The organism is Neobacillus sp. FSL H8-0543, assembly GCF_038592905.1.
GTDB lineage: Bacteria > Bacillota > Bacilli > Bacillales > Cytobacillaceae > Neobacillus.
Map to the genome: position 1 here is coordinate 572846 of NZ_CP151943.1, position 14423 is coordinate 587268.

Here is a 14423-nt window from a genome sequence, read left to right on the forward strand (position 1 = left end):
AGGTCATGCATATGCACAAGTTTGAAAAAATTTGGCTTACAGTTGGAATAAGTGCACTTGTGATTTTCTTATCAGTTGTTGGTGTGAGCGCTTTCTATCTGGGGAACAAGCCGCCAAGCTGTTTAACTACTATCGACCCAGCAAAGGTTGATACACAAGCACCATTCGATAAACCAGGTCTACATAAGGTTGAAGGAAAAGAGTGGGATTATGAACTAGTTTATGTTGCCTCTGCTTTCTCCTATAACCCTGCACAAGTTGAAGTTCCACTAGGAGCAAAGGTAAAGGTAATTGCAACGACTAAAGACGTTATTCACGGATTTCAAATGGCTGGAACGAATATTAATATGATGCTTGAACCAGGATACGTTAACGAAATTGTTACTACATTTGATAAGGCTGGAGAATATTTGGTGGTTTGTAATGAGTACTGTGGTACTGGACACCATTTAATGAGTTCGAAGATAGAGGTGGTTGAATAATGATTAACACTGCTTCGGAAAAATTTAAAGTTGACCCTCGTGATGCCAAAATCGGAATGGCAAACTTTTATGTTGCGTTTACCGCTCTTACACTTGGTGGACTTATGGGACTTTTACAAACTCTTGTCCGTTCAGGTAAATTTGAGCTTCCATGGGGAATTGATTATTACCAAATATTAACGGTTCATGGTGTATTGATGGGTCTTGTTTTAACAACCTTCTTTATCATGGGATTCCAATATGTTGTAGTCAGCCGGACAGCTGGAACACATTCAAAAACAGCAAGAAGAAGTGCTTGGATTGGCTTTTGGATTATGACTGTTGGAACAATTATGGCAGCGACCATGGTTTTACTTAAAGAAGCATCTGTACTTTATACATTCTATGCTCCACTTAAGGCTCACTGGATTTTTTACTTAGGATTAACATTTGTTATTGTTGGTAGTTGGTTTGCTGGAGCAGCACAAATTATGACCTATGCAAAATGGCGTAGGAATAATCCGGGTAAACCAAGCCCACTGTTAAGCTTTATGGCAGTGATCAATACCGTTTTATGGATTGTTGCTACACTTGGTGTTGCTGCATCTGTATTGTTCCAATTACTACCATGGTCATTAGGCATAGTGGATACAGTAGATGTTTTAATTAGCCGGACACTTTTCTGGTACTTCGGACATCCGCTAGTTTATTTCTGGTTACTTCCAGCCTATATGTGTTGGTATGCTATTATACCGAAAATTATCGGCGGAAAAATTTTCTCCGATTCGTTAGCTAGGTTATCATTCATTTTATTTTTACTTTTCTCAATTCCAGTCGGGTTTCACCATCAATTAACTGAACCAGGAATTGATCCTGCATGGAAGTTTTTACAAGTAGTTCTAACTTTCATGGTTATTATTCCATCATTGATGACTGCCTTTTCATTGTTTGCAACTTTCGAAAGGTATGGCCGCTCAAAAGGAGCAAAAGGACTTTTTGGATGGTTTAGAGTTCTGCCATGGAAAGATGCTCGTTTTACCGTTCCATTTCTCGGGATGGCAAGCTTTATCCCTGCGGGTGCAGGTGGTATTATCAATGCTTCAAACCAAATGAACCAAGTGATTCATAATACGATTTGGGTAACAGGTCATTTCCATTTAACAGCTGCAACCTCTGTGGTATTAACGTTCTTTGGAATATCTTTTTGGCTTGTTCCACACTTAACAGGACGTAAATTAACAAAAGCTATGAATAAACTAGGTATTATCCAAGGTTGGGTTTGGTTAATTGGGATGGCATTCATGTCTGGTGCGATGCACTTCCAAGGGCTATTAGGCGGTCCAAGGCGTTCATCATTCTCTACTTATGGTGACTCAGCCCAAGCCCTTGAATGGATACCATATCAAATTGCACAGGCGGTTGGCGGTTCGATTCTTTTCTTAGGAATCATCCTAATGATCATTATCTTTGTCAACCTAGCTTTCTTTGCACCTAAAGGTGAAGAGGAATTCCCAGTTGCTGAAGCAGAAAATCCTGATGAATCTGCACCAATGATTTTTGAAAACTGGAAATTATGGCTTGGGATCACTGTCCTACTTATTCTTTTCGCATACACGATACCGTTTATCGATATGATTCAAAACGCACCTCCAGGATCACCAGGGTTTAAAACATGGTAATATAAAATGCGGCAGCGACTTGTCTAGGGAAAAAGAAATTCATTTTTCTTAGACACTTTATTAGACAAAAAAAGGCTTCAATCTCCGTGATTGAAGCCCTTTTTATCGTTAATTTAGTTGGTATATATCACTATATTTATTGTATAAATAATCGATTAAGTATTTCGCATTTAGTCCTTCACCGGTAACATCATTTAAAATTTCCAGTGGCTTTTTAAGTTTGCCATATTGATGTATATTTTCTGTTAACCACTCTTTTATTGGAAGTAAATTTCCTTCCTCAAGAAGCTGGTCAAAGTTTAGAAGATCCTTGCGTATCTTGTTGTTAAACTGAGCAGCATACATATAGCCTAGCGCATAGGATGGGAAGTAACCAAAGCTGCCTCCTGCCCAATGAACATCCTGCAGTACACCCTTCGCATCATTTTCAGGGCGTATGCCTAGAAACTTTTCATATAAATCATTCCAAATTTCTGGGAGGTCTTTCACTTCGATTTCACCATTAAACAAGCCCTTTTCTATTTCATAGCGAATAATGACATGCAGCGGATAGGTTAACTCATCTGCTTCAATTCTTATGAGAGAAGGTTTTGACTCATTAATGGCACGATAGAAATCCTCTACCTTAACTTGATCAAACTGGCCACTAGCGTATTCTTTTAGCAACTGGTAATTGTTTTTCCAAAATGAGAAATTACGACCGACAATATTTTCATAGAAAAGTGATTGTGATTCATGAATTCCCATAGATGTCCCAGTACAAAGCGGTGTTCCAATTAACTTCTTTGATATATTCTGCTCGTATAACGCATGACCGCCTTCGTGAATTGTTCCAAATACTGCTGTCCGGAAATCCTGCTCGTCATATCTTGTTGTAACTCGAACATCTCCTGGATTTAAACCAATTGCGAAGGGATGTACCGTTTCATCGAGTCTGCCAGCATCAAAATCATAACCCATTTTACATAAGATTTCTTTACTAAATGCACTTTGTTCTTCTTTCTTAAATCTTTCAAAAAGGAAGTCTGTATTAGGTTTAATAGCTGACTCTTTGATTTGTTTGACTAATGGAACAATTTTATCCCTAAGTTCACCGAACACTTCGTCAAGAATGGCTACGGTAATTCCAGGCTCGTATAGGTCTAACAAGACATCATACATCTGTCCCTTTTCATTGCCCCAATAATTGACAAAGCGCTTTGTCATTTCTACTAACTTCTCTAAGTATGGTTGGAAAAGCTCAAAATCCGACTTTTCTTTTGCTTCTTCCCAAACATTCTCAGCTTTTGATTGCAGGATGACATATTCTTTGTATTCTTCTGCCGGAACTTTTTTATTTCGTTCATATTCCTTTTTACATTCTTCTAGGATTTTTTTTGTCGTTTCGGAAAGTTCTGCTTTTCCTAGATTAGCTATGTATGATGCCATTTCTTCAGAAGTCGACATTTTAAAAACTTCAGAAGAAAGAACCCCTATTACCTCTGATCGTTGTTCGACTCCTTTCTTCGGAGCACCTGTCCTTAGGTCCCAATAAATTACACTTAGTGCTTCATTATATGCTGAAATTTTCTTCACATAATCCAGAAATGCTTCTTCCATTTGTACTGTTTTCATACTCATTTTGAATTCCCCCTTTCCAACGATTTTATCATATTTTTCTGAAGAATATTCCGTCACCCGAGATAAAAAAACAACAGAAATAAATTCCTGTTGTAAAAAATATATATAGGGAAAGAGAATGTTACTGAGAAAATATATTCAATAACTAAGATTATCGAGTTGAGAGGTTATTAGACCCCATAGAGTCTAAGTGATTATTTTTTACCGATTGATACCTTCCATGTTTCAGGACCTTCTTCAAGATATTCCCAAGAGAATTGCTCAGGTCTTTCCATCTGAAATTGGTATGAAAGTGGTCTAGGATCATGGTCGTTGACAATCTGCATAAATTCTCCAGATTTTAATTCGTCAAATGCTTTAAAAATCGTTACGTGCTTTTCACGTGGTGCGTAATCTGGAACATTGATGATTGTTGCGAATGTTTGCATCATTTTCACTCCTTTTAATTTGTTAACTTCTAGCTTATTATAAAAAACAAATGGCTTTTACATAGTGCGTCCCATCACACTAAGAGAATAATTTTATTCAAAGATGTTAAAATGCATAGGAGGATGTTTATGAAGGAATTGATAGGAACTTGTAAGTCATGTTCCAAGGAAATCTTTTGCTTAGATGGATTCTTTAACGGTGTACACACAGATGACAAAGTACTTTATTGTTTTGAGTGCTTTGAAGGAACAAAGAAAGACGAAGATCCGCAAAGTTAATCTTTGCGGATCTTTTTCATTATTTAGGTTTTAAAAAAGTAGTTGGTGATAGTGAAAAATACATTATCTATGATTGAGGTCACATAAATACTGTGAAATCACTGTTACAATGGTCTTATAAAAGAGAAAATTACTACTAATAAAAGGGGTTGTATCTATAATGGAACAAAGAATTATTGAACTAGATGTACGCGAGGATTTGAAGAATAAGATTGAACCCTTCCAAAAAATAATGGATGCAATTAAAGAAGTAAAGGATAATGATATTTTTATCCTTCACGCTCCATTTAAGCCTGCACCACTTTTTGCGGTACTAAAGGCAAAAGGCTTTACACATGAAGCAGAAGAGCTTGATAAGAAACATTGGAAAGTAACTTTTACTAAGAATGCCTAAATTGGATAGGAAGAAAGGTGATAGGGTATGATTTTAGATAATCGCGGCCTGGAACCGCCACAGCCAATGATGAGGACACTTGCAGCCTTAGAAACCCTCGGTGCTGGTGAAGTACTAACCATTATTAATGATCGGCGTCCGATGTTCCTTTACGAGCAGCTCGAGGATTTAGGGTACCAGCAACGGACGGAAGCACAGAATGATGGCAGTTTTAAAATTGAAATCTTCAAGTAAGAAGGTGTAATTATATGCTTCCTCAAAATTTGGGAAGTGAAACAAATATCAAGCTTCCATTTTTATTTATCTTTTTTAGTATTATTTCTTTAATTATTTCACAAGTCCTACTATTGTTAAATGGACAGATGCTTGTCGAGGGTGGCTTTAGAATACCAGCTATTTGGTCATCCGCTCACCTGCTAATTTTAGGATGGGCTTTAATGGTGGCAATGGGTGCGATGTATCAATTAGTACCTGTGGCCTTTTTAACTAAAATTTGGAATGAGAAATTTGGCTTTATTCAGTTTTTCATTACTGCAATAGGAATTGCGACCTTTTCAGGGATGCTATATTTGTCCCCACAAAATGCCTTAATCCCAGGTATACTGACTTTACTAGGCATCTTAATGTTTGTATTCCAAATGGTGATGACTTTAAGAAAGCAAGCAAAACCGAACATCCTTACTGCTTTTGTTGGCAGTGCGTTAGTTGGTTTATTTTTAACGATATTCTTAGGGATTACACTGGTTATTTCCCTTAAAACAGGCTTTGCATCCGAATACTATCAATCTTTCTTTAAAAGCCATCTCTTAATGGGTGTAACTGGCTGGTTTACCCTTTTGATTTTCGGCTTTTCTTATAAAATGGTACCAATGTTTTCATTATCTCATGGTTTTCCAATGGTTCAGGCGAGATATGTCTATGGATTTTATGCTGTGGGACTGCTAATCACGCTAATTTCATTTTTTAATAATAATTCGTTGTTATTAAAATTAGGATTCCTTCTCTTGCTAATCGGGTTTTCTATTTTTAGTTGGCATATTAGCATCATTATTAAAAAGAGATTAAAGAAAAAGCTTGATAAGCCATTTACAATTGCCATCATTGCAATTAGCTTTGGAAATCTCATCCATCTTGCTGCCTTTATCGCTTTATTCACTGGACATTTTTCAATAATCATTGGGCCACTCATTTATCTGTATTTATTTCTTTGGATTATCCTAAGTATTAGTGGTTATTTATTTAAAATTGTTCCGTTTCTATGGTGGACATATAAATATAGTAAGGAAATTGGCAAACATGCTGTTCCTTCATTAAAAGATATGATGAATGAAAAAATTGTTGTACCTTTATTTTCATTATTTGTTGTTTCTGTTTTAACTGTATTTCTATCCCTACTATTTAAAACCGTTTTACTGTTTAATATTGGGCAAATTGTGCTTTCAATCGTGTTTATTGTTCTTTCATTAAACATTCTAAGTGTTCTAAAAAAATAATGAGGTGATTTTAGATGAATTTAAAAGAGAAAGTACTTATTTCGTTAAAAACTGTACTAGATCCTGAGTTAAATATAAATGTCGTTGACCTTGGTTTAATTTATGATGTGGATATAACTGATGAGGCAGATGTCAAAATCACGATGACATTAACCACACCAGGCTGTCCCCTTCATGACAGTATTACTAGCGGGGTACGGTATTGCGTTGAAGGCATGGAAGAGACAAGAAATGTTGAGGTTAATACTGTTTGGGAACCAGCATGGTCTCCTGAAAAAATGTCTCCTGAAGGCAAAAGATTATTAGGCATGTAAGAAGCCAAAAAGGTCAACCACCACTATTCGGTGCTTGACCTTTTTTATATTATGCAGTCATTATTGGTTTCGTTGGCAGAACATCTTTAATTGTTTGCAATAATTCTTCAGAGATATCATCTTGAAGCATGATATGAACGGTACCACGGTCATTTTCACTCCTAATTAAGCGACCTACACCCTGCTTTAAACGAAGCAGCATATATGGTAAATCAACATCCCGATACGGGTCTTCTACGCCTTCCCTTTTCGCGGTAAACACAGGGTCGTTTGGTGGAAATGGCAAAGAATAAATGATGATATTCTCTAGCGACCTTCCTGGAATATCTAACCCTTCCCATAGATGTATGGTACACAGGATAGCATGCTCCTCATTTTGGAACTTGGAAACGAGCGTGCTAATTTCTTCGTCCCCTTCAAAATAGATCGGATACTCTACCGAGCCCTTTAGGCTTTCTTTCAACTGTTTCATTTCGTTTTGATTGTTCAAAAGGATCAGTGCTCTGCCTTCTGATTGTCGAATGGTATTCAATAGATAGTCTAGCTTCTCATCCCTATTATCTTTGCTGAATGTCGGTAAATAGATTTCCATCTTTTCTTCATAATCAAACGGTGATTCAACAGAAAAAGATAAAAATTCCTTCACCCCAAGGCCGTTAGCAATATAGGCAAAGTTCTTTTGGTTTGATAGGGTTGCTGATGAGAAAATAAACGGTTTTTTCTGCGAGAATACCTCATCTCTTAAAACTTCTTCAACCATTTTTGGCATGATAACAAGGGTACGTTCATAGCCTACTTCCTCAAACCAAGTAATACCGTTCATCTCTTTTAGGAAAAGAGAAAGTGAATACGTAATCTGTTCCAAGTATTCTTCGACAATCCTTAAATCATACTCATTAATAACATACAATTCACTTTCAAACACTAGTTCTTCTTCTAATTGCTGAAGCTTACTTAACAATTTTTCACCGTATTTTATTACCTGCGGATTGAGTGTTATCATTTGCTTATCAGAGCCTTGCGATGGAACAGAAAACTCCGAAATGGAACTGAAAAATTTATCGTTATCCAACAGTGCTTCTTCAATCGTATACAACGTTTTTTCACGCACTTCATTTTCCATTAACCTAGTAAGCAACGTTTCTAAAGTTGCATCGGTAAAGCGGTAACTTAGCGCCTTTTGTGCAGCGAATTCGAGGAGATGTCCTTCATCAAAAACAACAGAGGAATGCTCTGGTAAAAGCGGCAGCTGTCCTTCCCGTTTTCTCGATTCCTTTGTCCAAATATGCTCCATATAAAAATCATGAGAACAAATAATTAAATCCGTGGAATGACGATAGAAATCACGATTTAGAGTAAGCCCACACCGATGCCTCTTCTCACACGTAAAGCAATCCTGAATGGCATCCCAATTCACTTTACCCCATGATTCATCAGATAATGCGGGGAAGTCCCTTCTGTCACCGTACTTTTCAAACTTTTGCATTGAACCGTCATTGTGGACAAAGTCAGGTAATTGTTCGTAAATATCAGCAATATCATCATTAAAATCTGTTTGCTTAACGTGATCTAGCTTTTTCAAACAAAGATACTGATCTCTGGATTTTGCTAACCGTACATCGAAGTTTAAACCAAGTATTTTTTCAAGCTTGGCTATGTCGCCTTCTTTTTTTACAAGTTGCTCAATCAAAGTTTCATCCGCACAGGCAACCACTGCAGGCATATTTGTGTATCGAGCATACATGATGGCATAAAGTAAATACACAATGGTCTTTCCCGTGCCCACTCCTGCTTCTGCAAACATTACCTTTTTCTCTTTAAAAGCCTTCTCTAGCTGAAAGGCCATGAAAATTTGTTCATCTCTTAATTCGAACCCAGCTTCGGGTAATATATCGTAAAATAAGTCGCCAATCCACTCACTTAGTTTGTCATAAAAGGATTCAGATTTAGTAATTTCAAAAGGTATCTTACTTTGCAAAAAAAAACCTCCCCAGCAAAAAATAATAGCGTCTTTAGGAAGACGCTACCTCTTAGAATGTTATAAGCTATATTCAACTGTTTAATTTTATCCTAAAAGTGCCTAATGTCAAGAGAAGAGGCACCAATGATAATCGATTTACTCGAAGGAACGAGGAGGTCTTTTTCCCCAATATTGATACAAATCTGTTCGAATAAAACCATTGAAAAGCTTTCTTTTTTTAGTTGCCCGCTTGCCATAAAGTTGTTCAAACTCTTCATTTGAGGTCAAAATATAAATTGACCATGTATCAAGCTTGTTGAATGCCTGACCCATTTCCTTATACATATGCTCGACTTCAGGTTTATCTCCGATCCTTTCCCCATAGGGAGGATTACCAACAATTACACCGTATTCTTTAGGTGTTGAGATATCTCTAACTTGCATTTGTTTAAATTTAATGAGGTCACCAAGGCCCGCTTCAAAGGCATTTTCTTGAGCAATCTTAACCATCCGGTGATCGATATCCGTACCTAGGATGTCGAGTGGCTGATCATAGTTCGCTAAGTCCTCAGCCTCTGTTCGAGCATTATCCCATATCTTTTCAGGGATCCAATCCCATCCTTCTGAAGCAAATTCACGGTTAAATCCAGGAGCAATATTTTGCCCTATCAATGCGGCCTCAATTGGAATCGTACCAGAACCACAGAAAGGGTCCATAAACGGATGATCTGCCTTCCAGTTAGTCAGCATCACTAATGCAGCTGCAAGGGTCTCCTTTAACGGTGCTTCTCCTTGGTCAACGCGATAGCCCCGTTTGTGAAGTCCTTGACCACTCGTATCAATCGTAATCGTAGCAATATCCTTTAACAATGCCACTTCAATCCGAAAAAAGGCGCCGTTCTCCTCAAACCAAGTACTACGGTTATAATGTTTTTTTAATCTTTCCACAACTGCCTTTTTTACAATTGCCTGGCAATCAGAAACACTAAAAAGTGTTGATTTGACCGACTTACCGATTACAGGGAATTCCGCATTCTCGGGGAGAAATTTTTCCCATGGCAGTGCCTTCGTCTTTTCAAATAACTCATCGAAGGTCAATGCTTTAAATTCTCCTACCCTTATTTTTACCCTATCAGCTGTGCGGAGCCATAAATTACTTCGGGCAATCGCTGTCTCATCACCTGTGTAAATTACTTTTCCATTTTCCACTTCACATTCATATCCCAATGCACGAACTTCTTTTGCCACTAAAGACTCAAGTCCCATTGCTGCGGTCGCTATTAATTGATATTTTCCCATTATTTTCACCCTTATTCATTACATATGTATGCTATTCTTAAAAAATTGCATTATCTTTTCATTATAGACTAAAAATCAAGGACAAATGCAAGAAACTCTTTAATATAGAAAATAAAAAGACTCTCCTCATTGGAGAGTCGATTAATTAAAATTTAATTTTTCATTAAAAACGTTCTGTAAGCCATGTTCTGTACCAGAGTACTGCAAACGACGATTAACGTCTCGTACTTAGGTGGTAATCATCTATCTACAGATTACAATAATCTGTCCTTCTCCTCGTTCAATTCCTAAGAGAAAGTGCCCCTACCATTATTTGGGTTTCTCGCTCGTGGGGTTTACCTCGTTCCACCCTTTTCATTTCTGAAAAGGCTCCGTCACTGTGGCACTTTTATAGGTATTCATACCATATCCAAATGGACTTAGGTATTTTCCCGGCCGTCAGCCCATAAGACTGCCCTAGCTTATGAATTCGCTAGGCACGAACACTACGAGCATCTCAGCTCGTGCGAGCATGGACTTTCCTCTACAAGGAAACAAATGCTCCTTGCAGCGATTACCCGAACGTAATTAATGAATATATTTATTATTATATGTATTTACGTCAATTAATTCAATGGTTAATATTGGAAACTGAATTTCCAATCATTTAATCATATAATTTATTACCAAATACATGCTTTTCAAGATTAGATAGTCGCTTTAAAATATCAAAATTCGTGGTTCCAGCTGGCTGCGTCACAGGCTGTCGTCTTGACGACTCTTCAAGCTGCTTACGTAATCGAAGATTTTCTTGTTGAAGGTCTTCTATCTCCTGTTGAAATGCTTCATAATCCTTAATAATTAAATCTAAATATTTATCTACATCTTCTTGTTTATAACCTCTTACACCAGTCTTAAATTCTTTCTCCAATATTTCCTTCGCTGTTAATTTCACTTTATCGGACTGCATTCTAATTCACCTCAGTATTCACCTATCAATATTATTATTTACTCAAAAATATATACTTTTGTCAATTTTTCTTTTTAAACATCGTTTGTGGCCATATAAAATTTAGTTAAAAATCCATGCGCTTTTGTTCTTCTTCCTCAACAATTGACTGTAAGTCATAAAATGTAATCAAATGAATAGGATAGGCGTGATTATTTTGATATTGAGTTGCCATTTCGTATATGTATTTCGGACTTCCTTCTTTTTCTTGATCGTAAAACAGAAGAATTGCGTCACTTTTTTCTATGAAGAATTGATTTTTCACGCGAAACTGTAAGGGCTTTTCATATCCTTTTTTTGATACGGAATCAATGAAATCTGCCTGAGCAAGTACCGTTGCATACCATTCCTTATTTGTTTCATTCCACGAGTCTTCCTGTTTTAGAAAAGGTGTAATCACAGCTAATTTCAAATCAGGATAATCGAGCTGAAGCTCAAATACTACCTCTGCTGCCCAAAGCTCCGTACCTAACTGACCACTAATTAGCACCCACTCTAATCCGTCATCAAGCATCGTTATTAAGTCCTTTTTTATTGCTGCTTTAATAAAAGTAGCGGATGGATGGTCTTTTTTAAAAATTCCTAATTCAAAAGCTTTGTAACCCGAAATTGCTATTACTTTAATCAAGGTCATTCTCCTCATTGGGTAGATGAATCTACTACCATATATCAAAAATGAACGAAAAAACAAGGGCAGATGTGCCCTTGCTGATGTTTTTATCTCCAGGAAGGTCGTTGACCTGGGTATGGTCTTGGTCCCATGCCTGGACCCATTCCTGGTGCCATGCCTGGTCCCATTCCTGGTGCCATGCCTGGTCCCATTCCTGGTGCCATGCCCGGTCCCATGCCTGGTCCCATTCCTGGTCCAAAACCTGGGCCTCCTGGTCCAAAACCTGGGCCTCCTGGGCCAAAACCTGGGCCTCCTGGGCCAAAGCCTGGGCCTCCTGGGCCAAAGCCTGGGCCTCCTGGGCCAAAGCCTGGTCTAGGTGGTAAAACGTTAGTTGATGGTAAAACATTACTTGGTGCAGGACCAGTAGCCATTGGTGCCACAGGAATAGGACCTCCAGGACAACAACAATCAACGTGCTGATTACAACACACTTCACACGTTGAAGCTGTTTGCGGACAATAGTGTTTATGCTGGAACAGATGATGATTGATTGTTGTTGTGTGTACAGGATGAATATGCGGGACCACAGTCGTTGAGAACGTGTGGTTCACTAATTGTTTAGTCGGATGGATGACTGGCGGCGCAAAATTGGTTCCAAGATACAATATAAACTCTCCCCTTTCAAATATTCTGTTTACATTAACAGCCTATGATAGAAAGGAAATTCTTGTACTAATGAAAACACCTATTTTTATAGCATTGAATAAAAGCTATCTTTTAAGTTTGAAAAAACTACTGCAGTCAAACAAACGACAACAAAAAATAAAAATAAGATTGCTTTATACACTAAATATACCCCTTTTTGTTTTTATAGTCGTTTTACTCAGTACAGTTTTATATTTTACCTCTTGCGACGGTTAGAAACAATATGGAATTTTTGGTTTAACACTAAATAAATGTGTCTATTTTGTTACAAATTTCACAGTGTTTTTCAATCCTTTTTTCTAAGCGAAAAAATCTATTTTGAAGCTGGTCATTTACTTTTCCTTTTTTATCTTTTGATAATTGACTCTCCTCGTTTAATTTAGATGCTTTTAGACAATAATCCCTTGCAGACAAATAATCTTTCAATTTATGTTCATAGATCTTTGCTGTTTCTATACATGCCTCCAAACTCATATTGACATCCAGAGTATCTGCCACTTCTACAAATAAATTTAACGCCCTTTCCCAGTCCTTTTCTTTCTTATAGTGATAGGCTAATGCTAGTTTTGCTTGTAAAGAGGTAACATCACTGCCATCAACGAGCTTCGTCAATACTTGTTCTGCTTCGGCCTTCTCCCCAATGGCGGCGAACCATCTGCCCACTTCAAATGACTCTTTTCGTGTTTGCTTCATGTCCATTCCGCACAACTGAAAGGTGAGATGCGTATACAAGGTCACCAATGAAAGAATGTCAATTTCATTATGCTTCATAATTCCGTGTATGCCCTTTGGCTGTCTGCTTTCAATAAAATCAAAATAAATCATTGGAGCAAGGTAACCAGGAATATCATCCACTCTATCAATACCTAATACATCCTTTTCGACTATTGAAAGATTCGTTCGTTCCAACTTATGCTTCCATAGTCTCCTAGCAGCATGATATAAATCAAAATGGCCTAACGCTGGGAGCTTTGGAACATTCTGCCTTACCAGCGTATGCCTTGTTATTAATTGCGGCCAGTCAAAGGATTTACCATTATAACTAGCCATGAGACGAAATCTTCCAATATCATTCAAAAAATAGTTAAATTGTGCAACTTCAGAACTTGGAGATGGAAGAAAATACTGTTTCAAGGTCAAATCCTTGTCTGTGAAATAAGCTATTCCTAATAAAAATATTTGTGTTCCTGTACCGCTTAACCCAGTTGTTTCTGTATCAAAAAAGACCATCTCTGACATTTCAAAGTCTTTCATGGAAAATGGATGGTTTAAATCTCTATTTGTCCAAACCTCTTTTGCTGTATATAAATCAGAAAATTTATAATGACCATGTTTATGGTCTAAAGGATATTTCACTTCACGAATAAAAATATATTCCCCTTCGTAGTAGTACGGTTCTGCATTAATTTCTCTCCATGTCTCACGGAAAGGAATTTCCTCAATATTCTTATTAGGATTACCTAATAGGGAATAGTCCGACTTATGTGTCTCCGTCTCACCTACGTGAGAAATATGATTCTTCATTCGATTTAGTTTTGATTTTAATGACAAATTACTCACCTTTGATTAATTATTTTCCCATTTACACTTTTCAGTTCATACATATAAATTACATATAATTCATTATAGCAATTGTTTACTCAAATTACTGCGTGAGTGAATCAGACATAAAAAAAGAGTGACTTCTCAGCCACTCAGATACTTAATTATTTTTAATTTTCATCTTCCGCGGCTAGTGCTGCAAAATGTGCTTCTTTCTCTTCAGCCGATGCTTTTAACTGATTTACCCGATCCTCAATTTGTTCATTAAGATAGGTAACTTTATTAATATTGTTAATAATTACTTTATAGTCAGTTTGAATACCTCTATTACTCACTTTATCTGTACCTTCAATCATATAAGATTTCGTAGGAATTTCTTTTTCTAATTTAAATGAAGAAGCAAGGAAATAAAAGTTTTTTTGTGATTCAGTTTTTAAGTCTACAGTTTCTGTAATTAAATTTTCGTAATCCTCAGCTAGAAACATCTCTGTAAACTTTTTGTCCTCTTCTGTTAATTCTCTAGTTTTGCTTTCTGCTTTCTCAGTTTCTTCTATCTTTTTACTATCTCCCTGATTTGTTGAATCCTGGTTGGATGTACCGCAACCAGTGATTAAAAATAAGACAGATAGCATAGTAATAAATAATTTCATA

The 14423-nt window shown here is 37.0% G+C and carries 17 protein-coding genes and 1 other RNA gene; 7 read left to right on the forward strand and 11 right to left on the reverse strand.

Features of this window, described 5'->3' with window-relative positions; translation table 11 throughout:
- Window positions 1-5: 5 nt before the first annotated feature.
- Together NSS81_RS02990 and NSS81_RS02995 are read left to right on the forward strand one after the other, a co-directional pair.
- A complete protein-coding gene (locus NSS81_RS02990; RefSeq protein ID WP_342432076.1) occupies window positions 6-482 on the forward strand; it encodes a cytochrome c oxidase subunit II in 477 nt (158 codons plus the stop codon).
- Window positions 482-2140, forward strand: coding sequence for a b(o/a)3-type cytochrome-c oxidase subunit 1 (locus NSS81_RS02995; protein ID WP_342432077.1), 1659 nt, complete (start codon window positions 482-484; stop codon window positions 2138-2140). The genes NSS81_RS02990 and NSS81_RS02995 overlap by 1 nt, the downstream gene beginning before the upstream one ends.
- Window positions 2141-2248: 108 nt before the next feature.
- Here the strand turns inward: NSS81_RS02995 and NSS81_RS03000 are convergent, their stop codons facing one another.
- Both NSS81_RS03000 and NSS81_RS03005 read right to left on the reverse strand, forming a co-directional pair.
- Window positions 2249-3760, reverse strand: a complete 1512-nt coding sequence (locus NSS81_RS03000) for a carboxypeptidase M32 (RefSeq protein ID WP_342432078.1) — start codon at window positions 3758-3760, stop codon at window positions 2249-2251.
- 194 nt (window positions 3761-3954) lie between these two features.
- Window positions 3955-4188 carry a DUF2249 domain-containing protein gene (locus tag NSS81_RS03005; protein ID WP_342433913.1) on the reverse strand — a complete coding sequence of 78 codons (234 nt, stop codon included), beginning with the start codon at window positions 4186-4188 and terminating at the stop codon, window positions 3955-3957.
- 129 nt (window positions 4189-4317) lie between these two features.
- Here NSS81_RS03005 and NSS81_RS03010 point away from each other — a divergent pair, with 129 nt between their 5' ends.
- The 5 genes from NSS81_RS03010 to NSS81_RS03030 all read left to right on the forward strand — a co-directional run bounded on the left by NSS81_RS03010 (window position 4318) and on the right by NSS81_RS03030 (window position 6668).
- Complete coding sequence (locus NSS81_RS03010) at window positions 4318-4467, forward strand: hypothetical protein (RefSeq protein WP_342432079.1); 150 nt, start codon at window positions 4318-4320, stop codon at window positions 4465-4467.
- 160 nt (window positions 4468-4627) lie between these two features.
- On the forward strand, window positions 4628-4861 hold the full coding sequence (locus NSS81_RS03015; protein WP_342432080.1) for a DUF2249 domain-containing protein: 234 nt from the start codon (window positions 4628-4630) through the stop codon (window positions 4859-4861).
- 27 nt (window positions 4862-4888) lie between these two features.
- Window positions 4889-5095: a DUF2249 domain-containing protein gene (locus tag NSS81_RS03020; RefSeq protein ID WP_342432081.1), complete on the forward strand. Its 207-nt coding sequence runs from the start codon at window positions 4889-4891 to the stop codon at window positions 5093-5095.
- Between the two features lie 14 nt (window positions 5096-5109).
- Window positions 5110-6354, forward strand: coding sequence for a hypothetical protein (locus NSS81_RS03025; RefSeq protein WP_342432082.1), 1245 nt, complete (start codon window positions 5110-5112; stop codon window positions 6352-6354).
- A 14-nt stretch (window positions 6355-6368) separates the two neighbouring features.
- Complete coding sequence (locus tag NSS81_RS03030) at window positions 6369-6668, forward strand: metal-sulfur cluster assembly factor (protein ID WP_342432083.1); 300 nt, start codon at window positions 6369-6371, stop codon at window positions 6666-6668.
- A 49-nt stretch (window positions 6669-6717) separates the two neighbouring features.
- On the opposite strand, the gene NSS81_RS03035 is transcribed toward NSS81_RS03030, so the two are convergent.
- From NSS81_RS03035 to NSS81_RS03075, 9 genes are all read right to left on the reverse strand, one after another.
- Window positions 6718-8646: an ATP-dependent DNA helicase gene (locus NSS81_RS03035; protein ID WP_342432084.1), complete on the reverse strand. Its 1929-nt coding sequence runs from the start codon at window positions 8644-8646 to the stop codon at window positions 6718-6720.
- A gap of 138 nt (window positions 8647-8784) precedes the next feature.
- A complete protein-coding gene (locus NSS81_RS03040; protein WP_342432085.1) occupies window positions 8785-9927 on the reverse strand; it encodes a class I SAM-dependent RNA methyltransferase in 1143 nt (380 codons plus the stop codon).
- A gap of 172 nt (window positions 9928-10099) precedes the next feature.
- Window positions 10100-10492: RNase P RNA component class B (gene rnpB, locus NSS81_RS03045), an RNA gene on the reverse strand.
- Window positions 10493-10573: 81 nt separating this feature from the next.
- The gene (gpsB, locus tag NSS81_RS03050; RefSeq protein WP_342432086.1) at window positions 10574-10876 is read right to left on the reverse strand and encodes a cell division regulator GpsB; all 303 of its coding nucleotides are present in this window, start codon (window positions 10874-10876) and stop codon (window positions 10574-10576) included.
- 106 nt (window positions 10877-10982) lie between these two features.
- A complete protein-coding gene (locus NSS81_RS03055) occupies window positions 10983-11540 on the reverse strand; it encodes a DUF1273 domain-containing protein (protein WP_342433914.1) in 558 nt (185 codons plus the stop codon).
- 92 nt (window positions 11541-11632) lie between these two features.
- Window positions 11633-12190 (reverse strand): CotD family spore coat protein, encoded by a 558-nt coding sequence (locus tag NSS81_RS03060; protein ID WP_342432087.1) that lies wholly within the window; start codon window positions 12188-12190, stop codon window positions 11633-11635.
- A gap of 86 nt (window positions 12191-12276) precedes the next feature.
- Window positions 12277-12372, reverse strand: coding sequence for a hypothetical protein (locus NSS81_RS03065; RefSeq protein WP_342432088.1), 96 nt, complete (start codon window positions 12370-12372; stop codon window positions 12277-12279).
- Window positions 12373-12473: 101 nt separating this feature from the next.
- A complete protein-coding gene (locus NSS81_RS03070; protein WP_342432089.1) occupies window positions 12474-13754 on the reverse strand; it encodes a ribonuclease H-like domain-containing protein in 1281 nt (426 codons plus the stop codon).
- A gap of 188 nt (window positions 13755-13942) precedes the next feature.
- Window positions 13943-14422 carry a hypothetical protein gene (locus tag NSS81_RS03075; RefSeq protein ID WP_342432090.1) on the reverse strand — a complete coding sequence of 160 codons (480 nt, stop codon included), beginning with the start codon at window positions 14420-14422 and terminating at the stop codon, window positions 13943-13945.
- Between the last annotated feature and the right edge of the window lies 1 nt (window position 14423).